General features: G+C 44.4%; 26 protein-coding genes. 6 read left to right on the top strand and 20 right to left on the bottom strand.

The annotated features are described in order from the left end of the window. Positions 1-79: 79 nt before the first annotated feature. The 8 genes from NL643_RS18290 to NL643_RS18255 form a co-directional block, all read right to left on the bottom strand. The gene (locus NL643_RS18290) at positions 80-637 is read right to left on the bottom strand and encodes a molecular chaperone (protein WP_253644941.1); all 558 of its coding nucleotides are present in this window, start codon (positions 635-637) and stop codon (positions 80-82) included. 39 nt (positions 638-676) lie between these two features. Next, on the bottom strand, positions 677-1,213 hold the full coding sequence (locus NL643_RS18285; RefSeq protein WP_225461341.1) for a spore coat U domain-containing protein: 537 nt from the start codon (positions 1,211-1,213) through the stop codon (positions 677-679). After that, positions 1,214-1,747, bottom strand: a complete 534-nt coding sequence (locus NL643_RS18280; protein ID WP_233059815.1) for a spore coat protein U domain-containing protein — start codon at positions 1,745-1,747, stop codon at positions 1,214-1,216. A 378-nt stretch (positions 1,748-2,125) separates the two neighbouring features. Continuing rightward, positions 2,126-3,157, bottom strand: coding sequence for an L-threonine 3-dehydrogenase (gene tdh, locus NL643_RS18275; RefSeq protein WP_005383983.1), 1,032 nt, complete (start codon positions 3,155-3,157; stop codon positions 2,126-2,128). Between the two features lie 200 nt (positions 3,158-3,357). After that, on the bottom strand, positions 3,358-4,551 hold the full coding sequence (locus NL643_RS18270; RefSeq protein WP_048625384.1) for a glycine C-acetyltransferase: 1,194 nt from the start codon (positions 4,549-4,551) through the stop codon (positions 3,358-3,360). Between the two features lie 212 nt (positions 4,552-4,763). Then, positions 4,764-7,016 carry a bifunctional diguanylate cyclase/phosphodiesterase gene (locus tag NL643_RS18265; RefSeq protein WP_253644940.1) on the bottom strand — a complete coding sequence of 751 codons (2,253 nt, stop codon included), beginning with the start codon at positions 7,014-7,016 and terminating at the stop codon, positions 4,764-4,766. A gap of 73 nt (positions 7,017-7,089) precedes the next feature. Continuing rightward, positions 7,090-8,022 (bottom strand): transporter substrate-binding domain-containing protein, encoded by a 933-nt coding sequence (locus NL643_RS18260; protein WP_005394865.1) that lies wholly within the window; start codon positions 8,020-8,022, stop codon positions 7,090-7,092. 62 nt (positions 8,023-8,084) lie between these two features. Continuing rightward, on the bottom strand, positions 8,085-9,494 hold the full coding sequence (locus tag NL643_RS18255; protein ID WP_006741963.1) for an aminotransferase class V-fold PLP-dependent enzyme: 1,410 nt from the start codon (positions 9,492-9,494) through the stop codon (positions 8,085-8,087). Positions 9,495-10,035: 541 nt separating this feature from the next. On the opposite strand from NL643_RS18255, the gene NL643_RS18250 reads away from it, so the two are divergent. Then, positions 10,036-10,551, top strand: a complete 516-nt coding sequence (locus NL643_RS18250; protein ID WP_048625386.1) for a superoxide dismutase family protein — start codon at positions 10,036-10,038, stop codon at positions 10,549-10,551. A 30-nt stretch (positions 10,552-10,581) separates the two neighbouring features. Here NL643_RS18250 and NL643_RS18245 read toward each other — a convergent pair whose 3' ends face one another. The 4 genes from NL643_RS18245 to NL643_RS18230 form a co-directional block, all read right to left on the bottom strand. Continuing rightward, positions 10,582-11,955 carry a sensor histidine kinase KdpD gene (locus tag NL643_RS18245; RefSeq protein WP_253644939.1) on the bottom strand — a complete coding sequence of 458 codons (1,374 nt, stop codon included), beginning with the start codon at positions 11,953-11,955 and terminating at the stop codon, positions 10,582-10,584. Between the two features lie 114 nt (positions 11,956-12,069). Beyond that, on the bottom strand, positions 12,070-12,801 hold the full coding sequence (locus tag NL643_RS18240; protein ID WP_253644938.1) for a response regulator transcription factor: 732 nt from the start codon (positions 12,799-12,801) through the stop codon (positions 12,070-12,072). Between the two features lie 184 nt (positions 12,802-12,985). Next, complete coding sequence (locus NL643_RS18235; RefSeq protein ID WP_253644937.1) at positions 12,986-13,681, bottom strand: spondin domain-containing protein; 696 nt, start codon at positions 13,679-13,681, stop codon at positions 12,986-12,988. A 9-nt stretch (positions 13,682-13,690) separates the two neighbouring features. Next, complete coding sequence (locus tag NL643_RS18230) at positions 13,691-14,374, bottom strand: spondin domain-containing protein (RefSeq protein WP_253644936.1); 684 nt, start codon at positions 14,372-14,374, stop codon at positions 13,691-13,693. Between the two features lie 290 nt (positions 14,375-14,664). Between NL643_RS18230 and NL643_RS18225 the strand changes: the two genes are divergently transcribed. From NL643_RS18225 to NL643_RS18215, 3 genes are all read left to right on the top strand, one after another. Continuing rightward, positions 14,665-15,138, top strand: a complete 474-nt coding sequence (locus NL643_RS18225) for a hypothetical protein (protein ID WP_253644935.1) — start codon at positions 14,665-14,667, stop codon at positions 15,136-15,138. A gap of 77 nt (positions 15,139-15,215) precedes the next feature. Continuing rightward, positions 15,216-16,145: a LysR family transcriptional regulator gene (locus NL643_RS18220; RefSeq protein ID WP_124008081.1), complete on the top strand. Its 930-nt coding sequence runs from the start codon at positions 15,216-15,218 to the stop codon at positions 16,143-16,145. Between the two features lie 11 nt (positions 16,146-16,156). After that, complete coding sequence (locus NL643_RS18215; RefSeq protein ID WP_253644934.1) at positions 16,157-16,540, top strand: VOC family protein; 384 nt, start codon at positions 16,157-16,159, stop codon at positions 16,538-16,540. Here the strand turns inward: NL643_RS18215 and NL643_RS18210 are convergent. The 5 genes from NL643_RS18210 to NL643_RS18190 all read right to left on the bottom strand — a co-directional run bounded on the left by NL643_RS18210 (position 16,520) and on the right by NL643_RS18190 (position 19,912). Further along, positions 16,520-16,885, bottom strand: a complete 366-nt coding sequence (locus tag NL643_RS18210; protein WP_253644933.1) for a hypothetical protein — start codon at positions 16,883-16,885, stop codon at positions 16,520-16,522. The genes NL643_RS18215 and NL643_RS18210 overlap by 21 nt on opposite strands. A gap of 176 nt (positions 16,886-17,061) precedes the next feature. After that, positions 17,062-17,451: a cytochrome b562 gene (locus NL643_RS18205; RefSeq protein WP_253644932.1), complete on the bottom strand. Its 390-nt coding sequence runs from the start codon at positions 17,449-17,451 to the stop codon at positions 17,062-17,064. Positions 17,452-17,606: 155 nt separating this feature from the next. After that, on the bottom strand, positions 17,607-18,359 hold the full coding sequence (locus NL643_RS18200; RefSeq protein WP_253644942.1) for a phosphatase: 753 nt from the start codon (positions 18,357-18,359) through the stop codon (positions 17,607-17,609). An 83-nt stretch (positions 18,360-18,442) separates the two neighbouring features. Continuing rightward, positions 18,443-18,889 (bottom strand): SRPBCC domain-containing protein, encoded by a 447-nt coding sequence (locus tag NL643_RS18195; protein WP_005394850.1) that lies wholly within the window; start codon positions 18,887-18,889, stop codon positions 18,443-18,445. 99 nt (positions 18,890-18,988) lie between these two features. Then, entirely contained in the window at positions 18,989-19,912 is a 924-nt protein-coding gene (locus tag NL643_RS18190; RefSeq protein ID WP_253644931.1) for a DMT family transporter, read from the bottom strand. A 129-nt stretch (positions 19,913-20,041) separates the two neighbouring features. On the opposite strand from NL643_RS18190, the gene NL643_RS18185 reads away from it, so the two are divergent. Both NL643_RS18185 and NL643_RS18180 read left to right on the top strand, forming a co-directional pair. After that, complete coding sequence (locus tag NL643_RS18185) at positions 20,042-20,932, top strand: LysR substrate-binding domain-containing protein (RefSeq protein ID WP_253644930.1); 891 nt, start codon at positions 20,042-20,044, stop codon at positions 20,930-20,932. Positions 20,933-21,057: 125 nt separating this feature from the next. Next, positions 21,058-22,062 (top strand): trypsin-like serine protease, encoded by a 1,005-nt coding sequence (locus NL643_RS18180; protein WP_253644929.1) that lies wholly within the window; start codon positions 21,058-21,060, stop codon positions 22,060-22,062. A 13-nt stretch (positions 22,063-22,075) separates the two neighbouring features. Here the strand turns inward: NL643_RS18180 and fliJ are convergent, their stop codons facing one another. Genes fliJ through fliH form a run of 3 tightly spaced genes read right to left on the bottom strand, consistent with a single transcriptional unit; the run spans position 22,076 to position 24,635 of the window. Beyond that, on the bottom strand, positions 22,076-22,516 hold the full coding sequence (gene fliJ, locus NL643_RS18175) for a flagellar export protein FliJ (protein ID WP_253644928.1): 441 nt from the start codon (positions 22,514-22,516) through the stop codon (positions 22,076-22,078). 24 nt (positions 22,517-22,540) lie between these two features. Further along, a complete protein-coding gene (gene fliI, locus NL643_RS18170) occupies positions 22,541-23,887 on the bottom strand; it encodes a flagellar protein export ATPase FliI (RefSeq protein WP_005394843.1) in 1,347 nt (448 codons plus the stop codon). After that, entirely contained in the window at positions 23,880-24,635 is a 756-nt protein-coding gene (fliH, locus tag NL643_RS18165; RefSeq protein ID WP_005394841.1) for a flagellar assembly protein FliH, read from the bottom strand. Before fliH ends, fliI begins: the two co-directional genes overlap by 8 nt. Between the last annotated feature and the right edge of the window lie 4 nt (positions 24,636-24,639).

Raw genomic sequence — 24,639 nt, 5'->3', positions numbered from 1 at the left:
TTAAATAACAGTAATAGATCAAAACTGGGGATCGCGGTCAAGAGGTCTGTCGCACTAACATTTGTAAACGATCACTGGATCACATTGTTTTAATTCTGAAATTGGCTGCGGAATGACGGTTTATAATCTTTGCCTGTAGTCCGCTCCAAACTTCATTTGTTCCTTGGGATTGTCTTTTCATCCCTTTACCGTACATAAACAATGGTATGGAATATCTCATTCTCACTTTTACTGCCAGATCATTTTCTTTATTTTCATCTTGAGGCCCTTTAGCTGGCGGGAGTTCATCGATGATAATACGATATGCGTACTCTTTATTCGAAAGCGCTCCATCTTGATTTAATATACGAATAAGTTGCTTGGCACCAGGTGCAATTTTCACAAAAGGAGGCGTAGCTATCAGTTGTCGTTGCTGCGCATATGTATCCTGCCCATCCTTCTGCCCCCACTGAAAAATACGAACCTGCAAATAAAAATCTTCAGTGCCTTGATTAACCATCCAAATTGATGTCGCATTCGATTCAGAAGATATTTTAGGGTAAATAGGCCAAATAAGGAGAGAATTAGCATAGGCCTGTGAAGTTAACGTTGATAAGAAAATAGTGACGAAAACCAGTCTTTTTATTATTAAATCCATTTAATTTCTCCGAAGGTTATCATTTCTTCGAAACAGCGCTTACCACTCAAGCGTTAAGGTAAGAGTATCTGTATAAATACCAGCGATTTCATTTCCATTTAATATCGCCTTTGCCCAAATTGGCACCTGAATGTTGTCAGGGTCTTCATTAGTTCCAACAGAATAGGGGGTATCAATGTCTAATACTTGAGAGTGTTCTGCATCTTCAAATAATAAATAATCCACCGTACTCGACTTTTCTGTGTGCTTCAGCTTGCGTACCCCTAGCGAAGCGTTCAAACCACCGTCAATCTTAATATTCATGGCTATGCCAGGGGTACAACTTAACGTAAGCCCACCGTTGTAGGTGATGCTGCCTTCTACTTCCGCAGCATAAATAGCAGAATGTTCACCAAAGTTTAACTCTCCTATTGTTCCAATTTGAGTGTTACTCTCTTCTGTCAGCGCACCATTGATCAGACATCCCGTATCAATGGTCGCTGACACTTGGAAAGTTTCACTCTGCGCTGCAAAAATAGGATAGGAAAAAGTGGCACAGGCGGTGAATAAAAATGCTTTGAGTAATATAGAGTTCACTTACCAACTCAGAGTTACGTTTAGTGTATCAACATAATTTCCTGCGACGCTGCTGGTACCGTATGCCGTGGCGTACAAATTAATGGTCTCTGAATCAACACCATTAAATGTAGAGAGTGCTATAGGGTTACTCGAGGTAAACTGGGTAGAACGATCTGAATCAGTGAAGAGAGTGTAATCCACAAACTCGGATCCGTTGGTCATTGCGTGATTACCTGTCGTCGAACTGGGATCGTTGGCACCACTGACTAAAGAGAAAGTAGGCGTGACTCCATTGCTGCAAAGTATTTCGATCCCCGTACCACCTTCCCCAGTCAAGACTGCTTCTTGCTCAGTAAAAATGGCCGGAACGTCACCAAAATTTAATGAGCCAAAACCAATATTACTGGAACCGTTCACCGCATTGTTGCCATTAATGACACAGCCTTCCACTAAATTGATCGAAACGTCTATCGTACCGCTAATTGTCTCTGCCCTCGTTTGTAAGCTCAACACTGTAAATAACAAGGGAATAATCAAACAAAAAATTTTCATATGAAGCTCCATTTCTATCTCTGTGAACTCTATACAGATGATTGTATTATTAGTTATAGCTCAACAAATAAAACAAAGTGCATATCAAGATTAAAAAGATAAAAAGAAGTCAGTTCATTGTAGTTGTCAAAAGAAAAGCAGTGCTTTAAACCGAGATATTCTTTTAGGTTGGAATATAAAACCACCAATTAACCATATTAAATAAAAGGTCTTTAGTGTGTTCTGCATACGTTGAAACACGAAGAAGGCAGTTTTTTCTGAATTAGACAGCTTTTAGAAACGAAAAGAGATAGGGTGTGAGCTAAATAATAAAAAATCTAAGCGTTTAAAAAACGAAAAAAAAACGCCCCTTTCGGAGCGCTTTCTTATTTGAGCAGATTATTCCCAATCAAGGATAACTTTGCCAGACATGCCTGAACGCATGACATCGAAGCCTTCTTGGAAGTCATCAATCTTGTAGTGGTGCGTGATAATTGGTGATAGATCCAAACCAGATTGAATCAGTGAAGCCATCTTGTACCATGTTTCGAACATTTCGCGACCATAGATGCCTTTGATAACTAGGCCTTTGAAGATCACTTGGTTCCAATCAATGCCCATATCTGATGGTGGAATACCGAGTAATGCAATACGGCCACCGTGGTTCATTGTGGTTAGCATTGAGTTGAATGCCGCTGGGTTACCAGACATTTCTAGGCCTACGTCAAAGCCTTCTGTCATGCCTAGTTCAGCCATTACGTCTTCTAGCTTCTCTTCAGCAACGTTTACTGCGCGCGTTACGCCCATCTTACGAGCAAGTTCTAGACGGTATTCGTTCACGTCTGTGATCACTACGTGGCGAGCACCAACGTGTTTCGCGACTGCAGCTGCCATGATGCCGATTGGGCCAGCACCTGTGATAAGCACGTCTTCACCTACTAGGTCGAAAGAAAGCGCGGTGTGCACTGCGTTACCAAACGGGTCAAAGATAGACGCTAGATCGTCAGAGATGCCTTCAGGGATCTTGAACGCGTTGAACGCTGGGATCACTAGGTATTCTGCGAATGCACCTTCGCGGTTAACGCCCACACCAATCGTGTTACGACATAGGTGAGTACGGCCGCCACGACAGTTACGACAGTGACCACACGTGATGTGACCTTCGCCAGATACGCGGTCACCGATTTCAAAGCCACGAACTTCCTGACCAATCGCTACCACTTCACCCACGTATTCGTGACCCACAACCATAGGCACTGGAATTGTCTTTTGTGACCATTCGTCCCAGTTGTAGATGTGTACATCTGTACCACAGATAGCGGTTTTCTTAATTTTGATCAGAATGTCGTTATGGCCAACTTCAGGTTTATCAACCTCAGTCATCCAGATGCCTTCTTCAGGCTTTAGCTTTGATAATGCTTTAATTTTCATAGTATTCACCAAACATTGCCCCGCTCTATGCGTGACAAAAAATTCTTTCATCTAATGCGTTTAAAGAAGAAATAAAGGCTTTGCCCATGAGCCGACTCTGAAGAGTTGGGAAAGCCTTTTTATCTTTAAGCGTCTCTTTCTCCATCCCATCTAACCCCTCTCCTATGTTTTAGAAGGAGGCTAGGAAGAGGAAACGAAACCTAGATGATGCCCATGTCCTTACCAACTTGGATGAACGCGTCGATTGCACGGTCTAGTTGCTCACGAGAGTGCGCCGCAGACATTTGAGTACGGATACGCGCTTGACCTTTTGGTACAACAGGGAATGAGAAGCCGATTACGTAGATGCCTTTCTCTAGTGCTCGCTCAGCAAATTCTGCTGCCACTTTCGCATCACCTAGCATGATTGGAATGATCGCATGGTCAGCACCACCCATTGTGAAACCAGCGTCTTCCATACGAGTACGGAAGTGTGCTGCGTTTTCCCATAGACGGTCACGTAGGTCACCGCTCTCTTCTAGTAGGTCTAGAACGCGGATAGAAGCGCTTACGATTGCTGGTGCAACAGAGTTAGAGAATAGGTATGGACGAGAACGCTGACGTAGCCAGTCAATCACTTCCGCTTTACCAGACGTGTAACCGCCTGAAGCGCCACCCATTGCTTTACCTAGCGTACCTGTAATGATGTCGATACGGTCAACCACGTTGTGGTATTCGTGCGTACCTGCACCCGTTTTACCCATGAAGCCAACCGCGTGAGAGTCATCAACCATGGTCAGTGCGCCGTATTTTTCAGCTAGGTCACAAATAGCCGGAAGGTTCGCCACTACGCCATCCATTGAGAACACACCGTCAGTAACGATAAGAATGTGGCGTGCGCCTGCTTCTTTCGCAGCAATCAGTTGTTGCTCTAGCTCTTCCATGTTGTTGTTTGAGTAACGGAAGCGCATTGCTTTACATAGACGAACACCGTCGATGATTGACGCGTGGTTTAGTGCGTCTGAAATAATTGCGTCTTCTTTACCGAGAATGGTTTCAAACAGACCTGCGTTTGCATCGAAGCAAGAGGTGTAAAGAATCGTATCTTCTTTACCTAGGAACTTAGACAACTTCTGCTCAAGCTCTTTGTGGATGTCTTGAGTACCACAGATGAAACGTACTGAAGCCATACCAAAGCCGTGTTCGTCCATACCCGCTTTACCCGCTTCAATTAGCGCAGGATGGTTAGCAAGACCAAGGTAGTTGTTTGCACAGAAGTTTAATACTTCTTCACCGGTAGAGATTTTAACAGCCGCTTGCTGCTGAGACGTGATTACGCGCTCTGATTTGTAAAGACCTTCAGCCTTCACTTCTTCAATTTGCTGCTGAATCTGTTGGTAGAATGCAGAAGACATTTGAAATTCCTTCCTGGTTATTTTGGCGAGTATTTACTCGTTTAGAATTAGGTTGAGCCTTTATGTGACGGGCATCACGGGCTATCACTCATCAATTAATTGTAGTGTAATTCAAGGAAGGAAGAAGGATTATCCCTTAAGGTGGAAAAGCATTAATGAATCCAAGGCACGAATTCAATTAATGCTTTCCTATAATATTGTAATAAAAGGAGTTATAGCCCAGTTGGTTGTTTAAGTAGTGCTTCAAAGTCCTTAGCTGGTAACGGGCGGCTATAGTGGAAACCTTGCCCGAACTCACAGTTTAAGTCTTTTAGATAATCGACATGACGCTGTTCTTCAATGCCTTCAGCGACAATCTTAAGGTTCAGCGCTTTCGCCATTGCAATGATCACGTTGACGAGCTCACGATCGGAGTCGTTCTCGAACATATTTTGCATAAAGCTGCGATCAATCTTAAGGCGATCGAACGGGAATTTCTGTAAGTAACTCAACGCAGAATAGCCAGTACCAAAGTCATCGATGGTAAGCTTAGTGCCTAACGCTCTTAAGTTATTGAGCATGTCTAATAGCTCTGAGTCGTGGTTAAAGAGAAGGCTCTCTGTCACTTCAATATCGAACTTATCTGATGGAAGACCAGACTCCTCAAGGCTGTTCTTAATAAACGCAAGTAAGCGATCACAATACCTAAATTGAACACTGGAGAAATTCACAGAAACAAACAGCGGCGTCAGACTTTGCCATTGCGCCGCTTGGCGGCACGCTTGCTGGATAGCGAATTCACCAATTTGATGAATCAAGCCATTTTTCTCAGCAATAGAGATAAACTCTTCAGGATTTACGAATCCGTACTTCTCATCATTCCAACGCATTAACGCTTCTGCGCCAACAATTTTACCACTGCTCAGCTCAATAATAGGTTGATAATACAACTCTAGTAATTGGCTGGAGATGGCATTTCTTAGTCGATTTTCCAAATCCAAATAGCGTTGCAAGTCTTGGTTCATATTGTGGTTATAAAAGCAGAAGGCATCGCGTCCATCTTGCTTCACGCGATACATCGCCATGTCAGCACAGGCGAGGAGCTGCTCGGCATTATCTCCATCATCCGGAAATACAGACATTCCGACGCTGCTACTCAAGAAGAATTCATGGTTGTTCCATACAAATGGATCGTTAAACGCCGAAAGCACGCTTGAAGCAACGCGCTTCGCGGTGTCGTTATCAGGCAAGTCAGGAATCACTAATAAAAACTCATCCCCACCAATTCTCGCCAGTAAGTCTGTTTTTCTCGCGACTTGATGCAGTCGTTGAGCACTAAGTTTAAGGATCTCGTCGCCAACAAAGTGACCCATTGAATCGTTAATCTGCTTAAAGTGGTCTAAATCAATAAACATGACCAATACTTTTGAACCACTACGTGACGCTCTAATCAACTCCAAAGCCAGTCTCTCAGAACCGTAGCTACGATTAGGCAAGTTAGTCAACGTATCGTATTTAGCTTGGAAGGCGAGTTCTTTTTCAGACGCTTTTCGTCGTTCAATTTCGTTAGTTAGTTTTCGGTTCTGTTGAGAAAGTATGTCTTTTCGCTTTTTCTCTTCTTCAAGTTTAATTTTCAATTCAATTCTATTATTGTTTGTGATGAACGCATAACACAGCGCAATAACAACCATAACAGCAAGAATACTCAAACCGAGAATGAAGATCCGTGATGTAAAAATATCTCGCTCACTCAAAGGCTCAAACCAAGCCATAAGTTTGAAGTGATGTTTTTCAACAGGCACTTCAAAATATATCTTTCCATCAACGGCTTCAGATATTAAATAATTCTCATCTTTATTATGAGAAGACGTTTTATTTATTGTATCCCATACGACCATCTCAACGTCTTTTATTTTGAGCACCATCCGGCTATAACTGTCTTCGTGCTCTTGATTAGTGAGCTGATCAATAACAATGTTTTTATTGAGATCTGCAATTAGAAAGGCAACTGGCTTTCCAGAAAACTTAACTTGCTTGATGACTTGAATACGCACGTCGTCGTTATATCGAGTTGCACAAACCTCTTCGGGATGCCCATGTTGAGTCATTAAGGTTTGGATATCCATCTTATGCTCTATGTTGTCTTCAGAGCCCGTCGTGACAATCGTTGTGCCATCACTGCCTACCAGTGTGAGCTTTTTATAGATTTGGCTGCTATTAATTAACTTACCATCTATCTTTTCATCGAAACGACGCTTCAAGTTAATTAAACTCGCTCCTAATCCGTACTCCATTGACATGCCAGAGGCTAAATTAGCAAAGAATGTTTGTACTGTTTTATCTGTAGATAAATTATCAACATCTTCACTAGCAATGGTAAATAAATTATCGAGTGTGCTTGCGTAACTTTTTACTTTTAAACCAAGTTCCCTATGTTGGGATTCTTTTAATTTATTTTGCCCCAAACTTGTCACAACAATAAGCATAGCTAAATAAATAGAGACTAATATTGCGCTTATTGCAATAAATTTTTTACTGGATATTTTTTAACGGCCTTTTTCATCGGGTTTTCTTACTATCTTCTATGAAGTAATCGTTATAAAAGTAGTAAATAGATGGATAGTATTTTTTTACTAATTTTTCGTAGGTTCCATCTTTCTTTATTGAATCTAAATAACGATCAAATGCTTTGCGTAATTCCGGCGAGTTTTTACGGAATGCAACAGCCATTTTCTGATTTTCGGATACTGGACCAATGACTTTTATTTCACCTGGCCATTTTTCTAATGCAATTAACGTATCGGCGACGTCTAGTAATGTGCTTTCCGCATCATTTTTCATTATCGCTGGCACCATCTCATTAAGAAGACGAGCCCCATCAGGCAGTATGACTTTTGCGCCTGTGTCATATAAGTCATAAAGATTAGGGTCCAAGCAAGAGTGCTCCAACGCTAACACTTCGCGACCATGAATAAGCTGCTTGACGGTTTTTACATCTTCATCAACCGAACCACTTGGTTTAATCGGACTCAGCGTGGAATCTGTTCTGGAAACTAACCAAACGCCCGACGGGAAGTAATCTTGTGAAAAGTCTAAAACTTCAGAGCGCCAGTCAAGAATGGTAACGCCATTTGCGATCAAGTCACCCTCGATTGGAACACTTTCTCCCACAACAGCTTGCTTATTATGGTATTGAACATCTTGGCCCGTCAGCTTACCGACCATATCGCTCCACTGAGCTGGAACATATTGGTACTTAACGCCCAAAGACTTGGCAAAGCCTTTTACTATCTCTACATCTAAGCCAGTCAAGGTTTCCACTTCACCTTGTTCAATATAAGAAACGAAGTTAGCGTACGGCACACCAATATGGCGCAACACTCCGCGATCACGGATCTGTTGTAAGTCGTCTGACCAAGCGGAAGAGGACATAACAGAGGCCGCCATAAGCGCCATCGCCGCTAAAGTTCTTTTGAATGTTTTGACTGACATAATAATATCCTTACCTTTCACAAAGCGCCCAATAACGGGCGCTTGAGTGATAAACAACGATGTTAGAACGACGAGTAATACAAATTCGTCATCGCCACCACGAGCCCTTCAACATCCTGCTCGTCATGGAACAAGTGCGTGGAGATACGGAGTGCGTAAGTATCAAAGTCATCATCTTTATGCAGCTTAAAGCTGGTTGTTCGAATGATATAGCCATATTCTTCACGCAGACGATCTCTGAATTCAGTCAATATGTCTTCATTCGTCACATCAGAGAATGGGTTAACTGTGGTTAAGCCACTCGTTAAACCTTCCACGTTTGGCGAGTACATTTGGGCTTGTGGCAAGTACTCTTGTAGTAAGGTTTTACACAAACTACCAAGACTTAGAACACGTTCCTCAATGCGGTCACGACCAATCTCATCCCACATTTTGCAGCTATCAACTAACGCTTGTTTCGCAGGATAATTGTCGTTCCCGATGTACTGCATCTGTAATTGTTTGCCTAAGTAATCAGCATGAGAAAGTGAAGAGTTGATCAACCACAACGGGTTTTCACGATCACTCCAATACTCATTCAAACGATTGGCGTTATCACGTACGTACAAAATACCGGTTGCGCCAGGACCACACTGCCATTTGTGACCAGAACCTGCATAGAAATCACAATCCATATCATGGAAATCGAGGTCAAACATACCGACAGTATGCGCTCCATCTACAAGCGTAGGCACACCATATTCTTTCGCTAAAGCACAAATGGCTTTGGCTGGTAACGCCGTTCCCGTTTTATAGGTGATATGAGAGAACATGATGAGGCGAACGTTTTGATGCGCATCAAGCGCGTCACGGAAAGCTTGGATGTAATCTTGTTCAGAAACGTCTTCAGTACCGGTAAATACTGGTAGTTGAATTTCAACAACATCGACGCCAAAACGATGTTTTGCGACGTTCATCGGTGATGTTGCTGCCATATGCTCATGGTGCGTCGTTAGAATCACATCGCCTGGTTCAAAGTGTAAGCCGTTAATGATCGAACATAGACCATCAGTAGTATTGCGGCTGAGAATGATCTCTTCTGGGTTCGCACCAAAGCCAGGCGCTACTTCTTGAACCATCTCAGAGACATAAGGCCAAGAGCCAAATTTGCCCTTCATATCCCAAGGATATTTAGCCACCAACTTGTTGTTATGCTCGTAATCTTGAAGAACTTGTCTTGGCATAGAACCCGTTGTGCCAATGTTCATGTAAGTCGTACGTTTATCCAAAACGAACTGTCGTTGCACTTTACGCCAAAAGCGCTTATCGTGTTTTCTACCTAGCCCGCGGCTGCTCCAATCAATTTTCTGTTCTCGTGCTTGAACTGCGCCCGAGAAAGCGGAAGCACTCACACCAGCAACAACAGCTCCTGTTGCGCCTTTCAGAAAATTACGGCGGCTGCTATTAGTCTGAATAGATTCCTTGTCTTTCATCTTTTTCAATCCTTGTCGGAAATTAGCCATATTATTAATTTTAAGTGCGTAACTATCTGTTACTAAAACATTATTACCCATTAAAACCAGAGTTTAATTTTTTCCTCTGCCATTAAGTGACTTTAGTTCCAATTTTTTATCTTATTTGATGATATAAGCAACAGTTTGACCACAAACCTATAAACAACCATATTCACATTAAAATATTCATTAAATTGATTATTTTTTATAGAAGACAATTCCGACAACTTCTTTATAAAACAATTATGAGCTTTGTTATAAAGTCATTAAAAATTTAACTTTGCGTTAATTTAAAAATATTCAGGCTATTTTTTGATTGACGTCTATTCTTTTTATATCTGAACAATCTCAATATGTTAAGTCTTAATAAAGGAGAACTGGTTTCGCAGATAGATACCAGTTTAAGACCATAGAGTGAGACACATCACTCTCTGACATAAACCCACCGCTCAACAGACATAAGGAAGAGAAGTTTTCACTAATATGTGCTTGAGCGTACAACCAAAAAGAAGGAAGTCCCATGTTAAAAGGATTGCTATGCATTTCAGTTGCTGCCACTCTCGTAGCCGCTCCTAATGTACTTGCGCAGACTGTCGCGATGACCGATCTCAACAGCAAGAAGAGCGCTGGCACCATTGAGATTTCACAAAGTGACTATGGCGTGGTATTTATGCCTCAGTTATCAGGTTTGTCATCAGGGGTGCACGGCTTCCATGTTCACACCAAACCATCGTGCGATAGCGCGGAGAAGAATGGCAAAACCGTCCTTGGCGGTGCAGCAGGTGGTCACTATGACCCCAGCAACACAGGGAAGCATGGCTACCCTTGGACCGATGACAATCATTTAGGCGACCTGCCTCCACTCTATGTGGACATGGATGGCAATGCCAATCAGCCCGTTGTCGCGCCTCGCCTAAAATTATCAGATTTAAAAGGCCGAGCATTAATGATTCATGCTGGCGGCGACAATCACTCCGACCACCCCGCTAAATTAGGCGGCGGCGGTGCGCGCGTTGTATGTGGCGTTATTAAGTAGTCATTCGATAAGCCAAATTCGCGCTTCTCCTCAGGCAGCGAGAAGTGCGAATTTTTGTTGATACTCAGTGTCCGTCTCACACGTCTCTAAGTAGCTGTGGTGCAACATTAAAATTGACTGCACTATCTTTGTACCAATTCCTAATGCGCCACCGACGGCATCTTTATCAATTCGGTTGACAAAAGTGAACAGGATTCGCGACTTATCCTCACTCAAATGCGCTTGGCAATGCACTTCCGAGCCGATTGGGCTGTGGCGCAACGCATTTTCAAGCAGGTTCAATACCAACCGCTCTAAGAGTCCTTTATCACCCACAGTTTGAATCTCGCTATCGATATCCACTTTCAACACCACTTCTTTACGAGAAAACTGGCTCTGCATCGTCTCGGCACATTCTGCCATCAACGCGCCAAGATCTATGGGGCGGTATTCGTAGTTTGGCATTGGTTCCTCTTTACGCGCGGCGTCTAATAAAGAATGCAATTGAGTTGAGAGCTTCTCACAATTTCGGAAAGCGACCTCAATCAAAGGATCGGATTCCGGATGCTGCAAACGCCACGTTTCCAGATAGCCAAGCACGCTCGATAACGGCGTTTTTAAATCATGACTGAGCTGCAACAAGCTCTGACGACGATGAGAAGACTGATACTCCAACTGTAAAAACTGCTGCTGAATGTGCTTCGCCATCATCTGATAAGAGTGTGCAATCGGCACGAGTTCCGGCACTTGGTGAGTAAAGTCAGGTTGCAGGTGAAAATCATGTTCGGCTTGCTGTTGAAGTTGCTTGGTCACGCGCTCAATCGGGTTCAATAGGCTACGTTTGACCAGCACATAAGCCCCGAGAGCAAAGCCTAAAATGGACACTAAGACCAATCCTGCCAGCGCGATGTAAGGGGTATCGACTTGCGCATTGGCAATGGCGTCATGTCGGGTACTGCCAATCACCACATAGAGATAACCGACCGTAGAGCCTAATTCCTCTATCGCCGCAACAGAAAACACTTTGTGTTCACCGCGATTACGAGGATCTTCGCCTAAGATGGGAAGCGGTTCGTTGTTTAAAAATTGCTGAATGGGGTTCAGATCCACCGAGTCCATAAGCTTTGCCCCATCTGGCGCAGCATGGGTGGTGATATTGCCTTGGCTATCGAGGAAATAGATTTCAAAATCAGGGCCGATCAGCATAAGGGTATGAAAGATCGACTTGAGCGCTTTAGGGTTGTAATCCGTACCAATCATCAGCGGATTATCGTCACGCATGTGGCTGGCTAGTTCTTTATGCAGGCTTTGCTTAGTGCGTAACTCAATGGTTTCTTTTTGCCAATTGTAAGTCAGTGCAATCACCACCGCCGCAAGACAGAACCACAAGCTAGTAAATACTACCAAGCGAGATTTGAAGCTCATCCTATCGCCTCCTTAAACAGCGGTGTTTTTGAAACACCCGTGATGATTGAAAAATGACGGTGAAACAACTGCCAACTTACTGTCTGGCTTGATGTTTTGACTTGCTTTTTTGCATTAGCGTCTTGGCTGAAACTTATACCCAACGCCCCACACGGTTTGGATGAAGTGATGATCTGAATCAGACAAAGACAATTTGCTGCGTAAACGGTTAATGGTGCTACACACCGTGTGGTGATAACCAGAATGACTGGTGTTCCATACGTGATCGAGCAATTCATCTTTACTGTAGACTCTGCCCGGACGAGTCGCGAGAAACTGCAGCAAAGTAAACTCTGTCGCGGTAAGAGTGACATCCTTGTCGTTTAGGGATACTTGGTGCAACTCCGGAATGATTCTCAGCGGACCAAAATCCATCGCATCGTCGAGGGCTTCATTTGCTACTTTGACTTCTGCGGTTTGGCTGACTCGGCGCAGCACGTTTCGCACTCGCGCTTGGAATTCTAATACGCTAAATGGCTTGGTAATGTAATCATCCACTCCCGCTTCTAAACCGTCAACCTTGTCCATTTCACCGTCTCTGGCTGTCAACATAAGCACAGGGCTCCAATCTTGTTGCTGACGCAAATAATGGCAGATGTCTAGGCCATCACCATCTGGCAAACCTCGGTCAAGGATCAATAAATCAAAGGGGTGTTGCTGATATTGTGCTTTAGCATCGGCGACATTTGTGGCTCGCGACACTTGGTGTCCTTGAAACTTAAGATGCATCTGAACCAGTTCTGCCAAATCATCGTCATCTTCCACCAGTAAAATCTTCGCCGATAAATAGCTAGCTTGTCGTTCCATGATCCTTTCCCTAACTTACGTAAAGCCACTCTGCACATGACCGGAACAAACTAACATTTCTTTCATATCACCAAGTGCTCCCTTACTGCTATATTCAGCGAGTATCACCTTAGGTAATAAAAAGGTTCCGATGACGCCATAAGGGATAAAGCGCTTTGGAAAGGAGACGTCATCGGAGCCTGTGTTACTCGACTCGAGTGATGGTGACTTTCGCACCTGGGTTCAAGAAACGATGGTTCGCAGAAAGTGCTGAGGTTGCTAATCCATCATCTTGGCTAACAACACCCGCATGGAATGCAACAACGTCACTGCTGTCATTACGAGCGGCATTGAAGCCCTCACCGCCACCTGCTGGGCCTGGAATGGTTGCGGCAAGCTCATCGTTCAGTTCTGTGCCAGAATCCCAAACGTTCATTCTCATTTCATAACTTTCTCCCACTGCAAGCGATTTGAGCGATAGCCCAGTTTCGCCAACAAAGGCATCGTTAGTATTCACGAACATAGACGCCACAGACAAGTAACCGTAACGACGAGGGTCAACCGTAATGGTGACTTCGTCCGAAGCACCCGGCAACACCAATCCATTACCTGAAATACCTTGGTAAACACTGTCATTGCTGTTCATCAACTCAATCAGCTCGGCGTTACTACCGCCTTCGGCAAGATGCTCAAGTTCAACAGATGCCGCTTGGCCAATTTCAAACAGTTGGTAGTCACCATTGTGAGTGAGTACCGCAAGCGGAGACATTGGTTGATTCGCAGTCAAGTTCGCCACGTTGACGGTGTAGCTGTACGATTTCACTACGTCGTTATCATCATCGCTTGGACAACCGGCGAGCAAACCGACTGAAGCTGCTACTAGTAAGATTCTGACTTTCATACATCCCCCTTACTTCACAACGATTGTGATGGTTGCAACTGGGTTTAACCAACGATGGCTGCTGCTGTCTAGGTCACTGATGCCGCCGGTTAGATCACTATCACCAAGGTTACCCGGATGCACGTGGACTTTATCGTTAGTTACCGTTGCTTCAACGCCTGTGCCGCCAGTACCAAAGGTAATGAAAGGTGGGTTTGGCATGCTAGACGCAAGTTCATCGTTCGCTTCTGTACCGGCATCGTAGCTTCTTAGCGTTGCTCGGTATGTACCCGCTTCAGTTGGAATCTTCCAGCTATCTAGACCGACGAAACCATCATTGGTTGGCAGCAACATAGCGCTCAGAGAAAGATATCCGTGGTCACCACTGTCCAAGGTGAAGGTGGTTGCAACACCTGGATTCAAAATACCACCAGCAGGATTCTCAACCACCGCACCACCAGCGTTAGCAATCACACTAGCAAGACCAGAGATATCACCGCCTTCTGCAATTGCTTCTAGTTCTGGCGTTGCCGCTTGACCCGTTCTGAACATTTGAAGATCAGAGCCATGTGCGGCAACAATAAGTGGCGTAAAGTAGATGCCTTTGGTTGCGTTTGTCACGGTGATTTCCAATTGCGCCGCATTCACTGATGCTGAGCCTAGTGCCATAGCGACTGAAGTCATGACGAGTCCGAGTTGGGTACGTTTTTTCATTGTGATTCCATCCTTTAATGAGGGTTGAACTACCCAAGCCCATATGTGTACGGCTTTACTTCTTTGTTCGTTACTTGAGTAGGTTAAGCATTACGTTTCGAACGTTTTGCGTTCTTGCCTCTAAGAATGACGAGCAAATCTATCAGTAACTTCATCGAATTCTCATAAAATTCTCACAAGTTCTGTTCGAATTCTGTCAGCAGCATTTTTTTACTCTTAATCAGCTATTTACACTTCGCGCTTTCCCCTCCTAAAATGCAGTATTCCCTGTTTAAATCACGATTCTCACCATGATTCATAACGTTCTGTCTGCCTACTATGGCGAAATTTACGGCATCGCTTTTTTCAACCACTACTTGAGCCATTACACCCAAAGTGAACAACAAACACTGTGGAAAACCTTGATTGAAGTGGAAGAGCTAACCGCAGAAAAGCTCAAACCTGTACTGCTGACAAATGGCATGAATATCGAAAGCCGACACCAAGAGATGTTTGATAAAGGCTTGGCAGATGCAACCAAGTGGATTGGTTTACCATGGCAAGAGTTGGTGGCGACTCTTCTGAAGTGGGTAGAACCTTATGAGGTCAAATATCGAGAGTGGCATGAAGAAGTGAAAGCTTCACAGCAGTATTCAACCGCTGAGCGAGAAGCTATCGAGTTGATTGCAGACCACGAAACGGCCATTTATCACTGCTGGCAGCAACACCATACTGGTGAACCTGGCTTGCCTGCACTCAATGCATTTTTGGCAAAATATCGTTAAAGCGAGACGGTGACACTTGAACCTCGTGAAACCGTACCAGACAATATCGTTATTCCGCTGCGCAGAACTGAACAATTATGGTTAATCCAAAACTCATTGCCCTACTTCCTGATCTTGCTTCGTTTATCTTAGTGGTAAACGAAGGCAGTTTTACCGCTGCAGCCAAACAACTCGGCGTGACGCCATCGGCTTTAAGTAAGTTGATCACACGATTAGAGCAAGCCCTCTCGGTGAAACTGTTTGAGCGCACGACTCGTAAATTGATCATCACTCAAGCTGGGCAAAAGGTTTACGACCAAAGTATCGCAATGGTGAATGCCGCGCAGCAAGCCGTTGAGTTATCTGCAGAAGATCATGCCGAGCCAACAGGCGCACTCACAGTGGCAGCCCCTGAAGCATTTCTTAATTCGGTGCTTCAACCGTTTGTGTTGCCATTCCTAGAACGTTATCCAAATATTCAGCTTAAGCTGCGTGCAGCAGATGGTGAGATTGATCTGTTCCGCCAAGGTATTGATGTCGCATTTAAGCTCACCGACAAACCCGATGAGAATCTGGTACTCAAAGAGATCAGCAAGACCAACCTTGTTTTGTGTGCCTCTCCAGATTACCTCACCAAACACGGTATGCCTGAACACCCAACCGAGCTTGAGCAGCACGACTGTATTTACCTTGCCGAGAACGACAAAGACAACATCTGGTCATTCTTTAAAGAGGAAGCCTTTCATTCGATTGCAGTAAGTGGACGCTACGCCGTCAACCACTCTCAAATGCGCTTGAACGGGGTTAAGTCTGGCTTGGGAATTGGCATCTTCCATGACTTCGTGATCAAAGACGCGTTAGAGCAAGGTGAAGTGGTGGAGGTATTGCCGGATTGGATGATCAAGAGTAACTACCATGGCGCTATCGCGATGCAGTATGCGCAAACCAAATACATGCCTGCTCGTCTGCGCGTGTTTATCGACTTCGTCAAGGAGCATTTAGTCTCCGAAGACACTAACCATGTTTGAGGATACGAGCCATGTTTAATGCTATTCATCACGTCGCAATCATTTGCAGCGATTACTCAAAGTCAAAACGCTTTTACACTAAAGTGTTGGGATTAAAAGTCATTGCTGAAAATTATCGTGAAGCCAGAGACTCCTACAAGCTTGACCTCGCTTTACCTGACGGTAGCCAAGTTGAACTATTTAGCTTTCCGGACGCACCAGAGAGACCGAGCTTTCCTGAAGCTCAGGGGTTACGCCACCTTGCTTTTCAAGTGGATGATGTCGAGCATGTTAAAGAATATTTAGAGGCGAGAGAAATTGAGGTAGAGCCCATTCGCATCGATGAATTTACAGGCAAAGCGTTTACCTTTTTCAAAGATCCAGATGGCTTGCCGCTAGAAGTTTATCAACGCTAACTTTGGTGGGGCACGAGGAACTGGCGTTTCAAATCGTACACTTAGAGCCAAAAAAGTGTAGCTTTCAGAAATGACCAAGCTCAGTTGTGGAAGTATTGGTGTAGTTGGAAGTGTTTCGTGATGAAAAGTCGAAAAGTGGCTAAAAGGACACGGTTTGCCTTTATGGCTGACGGCATTGTCACTTTCTTCGATTTGAACCAATTCAAAACCATTAAGCGTACATAGCGTCGCCCACACGCCCATGCTGTTACCATGAGCATTGATAACAGGCATCAGCGTCACTAGCACCCAACTTAGAGCACTAGCAAATAGCATGGAGCGATAAAAAGGAATTAATCTACGCATAACGGTGACTTAACAAATTTAATTCAGCGTAACTAATTCTGAGTGCTAGCTCAAAAACAGGATCAATAAGTGGTTGCCACCTCACAGCTTTTCTTCAATAACGCAATTGACAGACACAAAAAAGCCCACCAAAACGGCAGGCTATTTTCATATTCTATTGTCAGCTTTTATCGCGATTAGCCGAACAGCTTACTCCAAATACTTGGGTTACGCTTGTCATGGTATTCTTCACGTAGGCTATCAATTTCACGTAATTGTGTTTTCGCGTCTTGCAGGTTACCAGCGTCTAAGTCTGCCTCAATCTTGTCTAACGTTACCGTTAGTTTATTAAAGCCTTCTAAGTAGGTATCGAATTTCTCTGGTGGATAGTTACCGCGCTTAGATTGCTCGACGATTGCTTGCAAGCTATCAATTGCAGACTTCATGGTTTCAACATCCGACGCTTCTGCCGCCTGTTTGAATTCCATCTTCATCTGCTTCATGTTTTGTTTTAAATCAACCGCTTCCGCCATTGCGTATGTTGAGCCAAACGCAATCGCACACCCTAGGGCTAAAGGACGTAACATTTTCACTTCTCCATTTATAGTGCCGAATTCTGTGTCGGCTTTATTTACCCAAGTAACCCACGCCATAAAAGGCGACAAACTAGCTTAGTTGAGTATTTCCGGGTCGCAGTGTAAAGCAATCTTACGCCAGGTGCATACCTAAAATGTAATCAAGTTTATGCGTTGCGAATGTCGTCATACTCTGGAATTGGCTTACGGCCTCTCAGAGCTAAGAAAGACAAAAACTGCTGAGTGGTGTGAGTAATCACTTTTTTGTTATCGATACCCACTTTATCCATTAGCTCTCCAACCAAATCCAGATTACCAACATCATGGCAGAAATGTGCATCACTTCCTGTTGTGAAGAAGACACCGAGATCTTTACCGATTTGTGCAATCTCGTGGCAACGGTCTACGCTACCCACTCGGCTATTCCCTTTTAGCGTGGTGTTATTGATTTCAATCGCAACATTATGCTCTTTCGCGCACGTTAAAACGGCCTGAAAATCAAAGTCGAAATTTGGATTCCCAAGATGGCCAAGCGCATCAATACGACCGCTTTGAATCACATTAATGAGCGCTTCCGTATGAGTTTCTTTGTTTGCAGGACGAAAAACAGGTTCATGGAAACTTGCAATAACCCAATCTAGGTTACGATCGACACTCAGCGGAATATCGATGTCGCCTTCGGTATTAAGAATGTTGGATTCCACACCCCGAATGATCGCGATACCGTCTAAAAATCGAGGCAGGATTTTTTGGTTGGAGAAAAACCAGTAATGCGGCGCGCCCGGCATTGATTCTGCGTGATCGGTAGTACAGAACATATCCAAGCCGTTCTCTTTCGCCAATTTTGCATTTTCAATCAAGGTGCTGTACGCATGACCACTGGCGTACGTATGTGTATGGGTATCAACTTTAAATTCCATCATCCACTCTCTTAGGTGCGCTATCTTGCGTGCTATTGTATACCTACACGTGACGTACCGTCAGCCCAAGATGAGTATCAGACTTAAGCTTGCTCCTCACTGATGGCTTTTATTAGGGGCAACGCTTTTTCCCATCCGTGATTAAACATAGAAACAAAGTCGCTGTGCGTATGAATGGTGACATTGAGTAACAAACGATCACTATTGGTGTCGATCTGATAGATCTCTCGTGATCCAATCCACTTAGATGCTAAATCCCCATCCAATTGCTGCCTATTATCCGGATTAAAAATAGCAATGTGATGAAATTCAAGACGCTGTTGCGGTTGCACGATATCGATAGTCGCTCGCGTTCCGCCCATATCGGGATCAAAAAAAGTGATGTCTTGCCCTTCTTCCCATATCCCATCAAATTGAGACTGGGGTGAGAAAGCCTGTGCCCAGCGTTTGTATAACTCAGCATCAGTTAGCACTTCCCACACCCGTTGCGGTGTAGCTGAAATCTCAACGTAATAATTTAGCGTAAGCATTATTTCTCTCCCTGAACCTTTCTTGACGCTAGTTCATTGTCAGAAAAAATCAAACCTCACCTCTGATTTGCCTTACTTAATCCTCTATTTTCCGACAGGCTAAGAAGTTCTCGCTTGTAACCTACCACCACGATGCGCCGTAAAGCGAACCCAACATGTGTTTAGTATGGTTGCGAGCACGATTAAACTCATCCCTATAATTTGGCTTTGACTCATTCGGTCATCGAAAAACGCACTCTGCCAAACCGCGGTGAACAGTAGGTTAGTAAAAATAAGTGGTGCAAGTTGAGAGCCGCTGCTTGCCAGTTGATACGCTTTGGAGCGGAAAACTTGGGTGTTAATGATCATCAGGGACATCACACCGAGCCACAGCATATTAGAAGAAACAGTAGATTCCATCACATTGGCTTTGAGTAAAACATCGATGTCGTTAAACAACGTTAGCGGTAACAGAAATACGGCAGCAAACCCAAACGCCCAAAAGTTGATTTCTAATGGCGACATATCAGTTTTACTCACTTTATATAGCGTAAGCTGAGAGCCGGAATTGAAGAGTCCACCAGCTAGACCGAGTAATAAATCCGAGCGCCAAGTAAACTCCCCATCAACTCCCGCCAACATAACCACTCCAGTAAACGCCATTGCTAAAGCCGCCAATGTTGAAACGCGAATGTGGCCTCCCATAAACAGCTTTTCAACCAAAGGAATAAATAATGGGCCAGTGGCAAACAATACCACCCCTTCTACCAGCGTTAACGTTTGTAGTGACTCGATGAAACACAACTGTGATAAGCCGATACAGAAGGCGCGAAGCAAAATCGATTTTAACGTCCCAGCTTTAGGAAAGGTAAGATTTTTGAAACGAAGTAAGACAAGCAAAATAAGTGCAGGAGCCAAAAAGCGTAAGAAACTAAACAGTGTGACGGAAAGTTCACCTGTCAACTGCTTTGCTAACAACCCAGTAACAGATAAGCTTAACGTAGACATCAGCATGAAAAGGATAGATTTATTTACTGCATTCATTCGATACTCCTTAATATATGGAGTATTTTATGAGATATCACTTATTGTAAATAGCGAGTAATATTAACCATTAATGTAAGAAAAACTTACAGGTTAACTTATCTCTCATCATGTTATGGTTTCTAAAATATGCGTAAATTAGTCCCTCTAAAATCCATCTATGCATTTGTCGCTGTGGCGGAATCTGGCAGCATGACAGAAGCAGCGCAGATATTAAGTGTGAGTCATTCGGCGGTGAGTCAGGCGATAAAATCACTGGAGACTCAGGTCAACAAACCTCTGTTTGATCGCGTAGGCAGACAAGTTCAACTTAATGCTGACGGTAAAAAATATTATCGAAAGGTTGCGCCAGCTTTAGAACAAATTGTCGATGCCACAGAAGCGCTAATCCAAGACCAAAACTTGCAACGTATTACGCTTAATATGGTGAATTCCTTGGCGCTGCATTGGTGGATTCCGCGAATGTCGAGTTTGCAGGACTTTGCTCCGCAATTAGACGTTCGTTTATCCAACCTGTCTGGCAGGTTTAATCTAGAGCAAGAAGGTATCGACGCAGCACTCGTGCATGGAAACACCGAGGAATGGCAAGATTATTACTGTGAAAAGCTTAGTGAAGATGAACTGGTTTTGGTGTGTAGCCCTGAATTGATAGCTAAGACGAAAGACTCAAATATCGCTCAACTGTTAAAGCAGTATCCCATCATTGAAGTCACTAACGAACGAAGAAAAAATGACTGGAACGTGTGGCAGAATGCGACTGGCGTCCTGCGACCTAAAAGCAAAAAACCAATCACTTTTAATATGTCGATACAAGCCGTGCAGGCGACGACTCGTCGTTTAGGCTTATTGGTCACTCATCGCTTGTTTGTGAAAGATGACATCAAATATGGCCAGTTAATCGAGCTGGGTAAACCCGTCATTAATCCTAACCAACAGTTTTACTTTGTTTGCCCACCACACAAGCTAAAGCTGGAATCGTTTCACCTTCTGCGCTCGTGGTTGCAACAATCATTCAATTAAAGAAACCTTTTGTTAAGCACATTCATTGAAAAATTAGTATAAAGTTAGAAAGAGCACTTTTCATCCAAGGATGGTTTATGAAGCGGTATCAAATATGGTTAAGCGTACTCTGCCTCGCAGTACCCATGAGTGCAGTCGCTGAAAGTGAAGACGCTCATTCAGAGCAAGGTATATCAACGGCAATCATTGGCGGCCAGCAAGCCACTCAAAATCAATTGCCCTTTTTCGCACGACTCATTCTACACAAAACTGGCGCTAATCAATTTGCCAACATCTGTGGCGGAACTGTTGTTAATGACCGCTTCATTTTAACCGCCGCTCATTGTGTAGAGCCGAGTGTTTTTTCTGACGGATGGACAATCAATGATCTGCGAGTCTTAGTAAAAAACCCGACAATGAACGATGTGTTTGTTGAGGAATTCAAAGATGTTCGCTCTATCACTATTCATCCAAATTACGAGCCTAGTGATTTATGGATTAATGATATCGCCGTACTTGAACTTACCCACCCGATCACCGACAACGTTCAATCCATTACGTTGCCGCAAGATTTTGGTGATTACAGCAGCCAATCGGTTTATCAGATATTCGGTTTAGGGCAAACCTCGACCAACGATGAAAATGGACCAAATTATTTGCGATGGGCGGAAGTAAAACCACTCACTGATGCGCAATGTGCTTCTTTAGTGACCGGGTTTAATGCTCAAGAAAGCTTATGTGCCAATGGGTTTCCTGAGCGCAGTTATACCGGTATTTGCAGCGGTGACTCTGGTGGCCCTCTCACCTATCAAGACAATAACGGAATGTATCAACAAATCGGTATTGTAAGCTATGGTTCTTCTGTTTGTGAATCCGCTGCGATTCCGAGTGTGTTTACTGAGGTTCTAAATTACACAACATGGATTGAAGCCCAAACCAGCTCGGGAGTGAAGACTCGTTACAATGCTCTCTTAGCAAGCACAGAAGATTATCATAGTGAAGGTGATTCCGGCTTTGAACCAGAAGATACCAACACATCTGGCTTTGAGGATAATGGCAGTAGTGGTGGCGCACTTGGCGCAGGGATGATCATGCTTGGAGGCTGGTTTGGTTGGCTAAGACGCCGAAGAAATTATTCGCGCTCCAAATAGCTTCGATAAGACATCATAATATCTTGCGCTTAACACGAGAGTTGATAATGTCTTCTATTATTTTTTGCTCTTTTTTCGCTTTTTCATAATTTTGCTTAGTACGCCATCGTTCGAGCACTTTTTCTAACCCTTGAACACGAGCGTGTTTGTGCTCCAGCGTTTTTTGTACAGACGCGCATTCCGCTTGCATGACGGCTTGTTCATGCTCATGGTGGCGAAGCATTTTTTGCAGCATTTGATCGACACGATTAAAGTTCATCAGCGCTGCGCTTGTCAGTGTTGGAACAGTTCTGGTTGATTGTCCCGCATGGCCTTTCAATGCTGACAATTGTTCCAACTGCATTGAAAGATGGAAGTGACGTTGACGCATAGCATCAAGTTGTTGACCCACACGATCACGTTGCTTTTCTTCCATTTGTTGCAGCTTACCCACTGCTTTTAACTTGGATTTCATCTCAACGATACCACTCCCATTTGGTTAAGCACTTTGAAAAAGCTGCGCGAGCTCGGTCAAACTGGTTGGGTAATCCACTGACTCATTGGCGGCTTGTTGTAAATACGCGCGTAAGTTTGGATACATAGCAACAGATTGATCTAATTCAGGATCTTGCCCCGGTTGATAGCCTCCTAACGGCAGTAATTCTTTCACCTGAAGATAGTTGGAGTACATCTGGCGGAAATTATTCGCGATCGTGCTATGCGCCTCCTGTGTACAGGTGCTCATACAACGGCTGATAGACGCATTAATATCAATGGCAGGATAGTGCCCTTGCTCGGCAAGTTGACGCGATAATACGACATGCCCATCTAAGATAGCACGCGCAGAATCCACGACAGGATCTTGCTGGTCGTCCCCTTCCGCCAACACGGTATAAATTGCGGTTAGGCTACCGTGCTGATTTTCACTGTTGCCCGCACGCTCAAGGAGTTGCGGTAACACGCTGAAGACAGAGGGCGGATAACCGCGAGATGCCGGAGGCTCGCCAAGCGAAAGAGCGATTTCACGCTGTGCCATGGCGTATCGAGTGAGAGAATCCATCAACAACAGAACATCTTTGCCTTGGTCTCGAAAATACTCGGAAACGCGATGACAAAGCAGTGTCGCTCTTAACCTCATCAGCGGGGATTCATCAGCAGGAGCCGCGATGATAATCGCCTTCTTGCGCGCCTCTGGGGTTAAGTTTCGTTCGATGAACTCGCGTACCTCTCGGCCTCGCTCACCAATAAGACCGACCACAATCACATCGGCTTCGGTGTTTTTGGTGATCATCCCCATTAAAACACTTTTACCGACACCACTGCCCGCCATTAAGCCAATGCGTTGCCCTTTTCCGACGGTCAAGAGTCCATTGATTGCGCGCACCCCAACGTTGAGTGGGGTATCAACAGGACGTCGCTTCAAAGGGTTAATCGGTTTTGGTTCAAGTGAAACACGATCTCCCCCTTTTAGCGGTGCCCCGTCATCCAACGGCTCACCTAAACCATTCAGCACTCGCCCTAACCACTGAGCACTTAACTGCACGGTACTGTCACCGTCCAGAGGAATGACTTTCGCACCAGCAAATAAGCCACCTAAGCGCCGAATAGGCATTAGGTAAGCAATAGTGTGCTCAAACCCCACCACTTGCGCTTCGATCATGTCGCCTTCTGCGGTTTCTACGAGACAGCGCTGCTCCAGTTTAAACCGGCACCCAACGGCTTGTAACATTAAGCCGTTTACTTTAATCAAGCGCCCTGTCACGCGAGCAACAGGGATTGAATCGAGCGAAGCCAATGCTTCGCTCAAACGCTCACTCAATAGCTCATGGCTTAAGGTATTACTCATGCTCTGATTCTACCTGCGGAATACTAACTTCATCCAAAAGGTGTTGTTTTACATTGTCCATACAGGCTTCTAAACGAGAGTCGCAACTTGCATCCGCCTCTGCATCATCGGTCACTAGTTGACAGCCACCAATCGGAAGTTCCGTATTAGCCACCAGTTTCCAAGATTGTGGTAGATCAGCATTAATGTGAGTAATTCGTTCTAAATCCTGCGGATTTAAATGCACGGTTACGGTTTCCGCTTTGCCTGGCATGGCAGACAATGTCTCATCCACCAAAGCAAGGATCTGTTGAGGCATTAAAGTGAGCTCAGCACGAATCACTTGCTGAGCCACTTTTTGTACCAGCTCACAAATCATATGGCGTTGCTGTTGCTCTTTTTCGTCTTGCCAGCGAGACAGCGCATGAAAGAGCTCGTTCACGGGTTTCGCCGCCTCTAGAAAACTCTGTTTTCCTGACTGCTCACCAGACACAAAGCCTTTTTGGAAGCCTTCTTTTTGCCCATCTAGCAGACCTTGTTGCTTACCCTGCTCGATACCTTGACGTAAGCCTTCCTCATGCCCTTGCTGTAAACCTTGTTGAAAACCGGCTTCAAGCTGTTGTTGAATATCAACTTGCGGCTCTTGCCAACCCTGGTTATCTAGCCCGAATTCGTCTTCTATAGCCTTAGGCTGCGCCAAAGGCGGAAAACGGTGCAAACGGTATCCACTCGGCGGCAGTCGCATCGTACTTGATTTTGTCTCTACCATGACG

It is taken from the genome of Vibrio sp. Y42_MX_L11, assembly GCF_024181785.1.
Taxonomy (GTDB): domain Bacteria; phylum Pseudomonadota; class Gammaproteobacteria; order Enterobacterales; family Vibrionaceae; genus Vibrio; species Vibrio diabolicus.
Note: the sequence above shows the minus strand (reverse complement) of the source record. Positions and strands in the feature narration are given on the sequence as shown.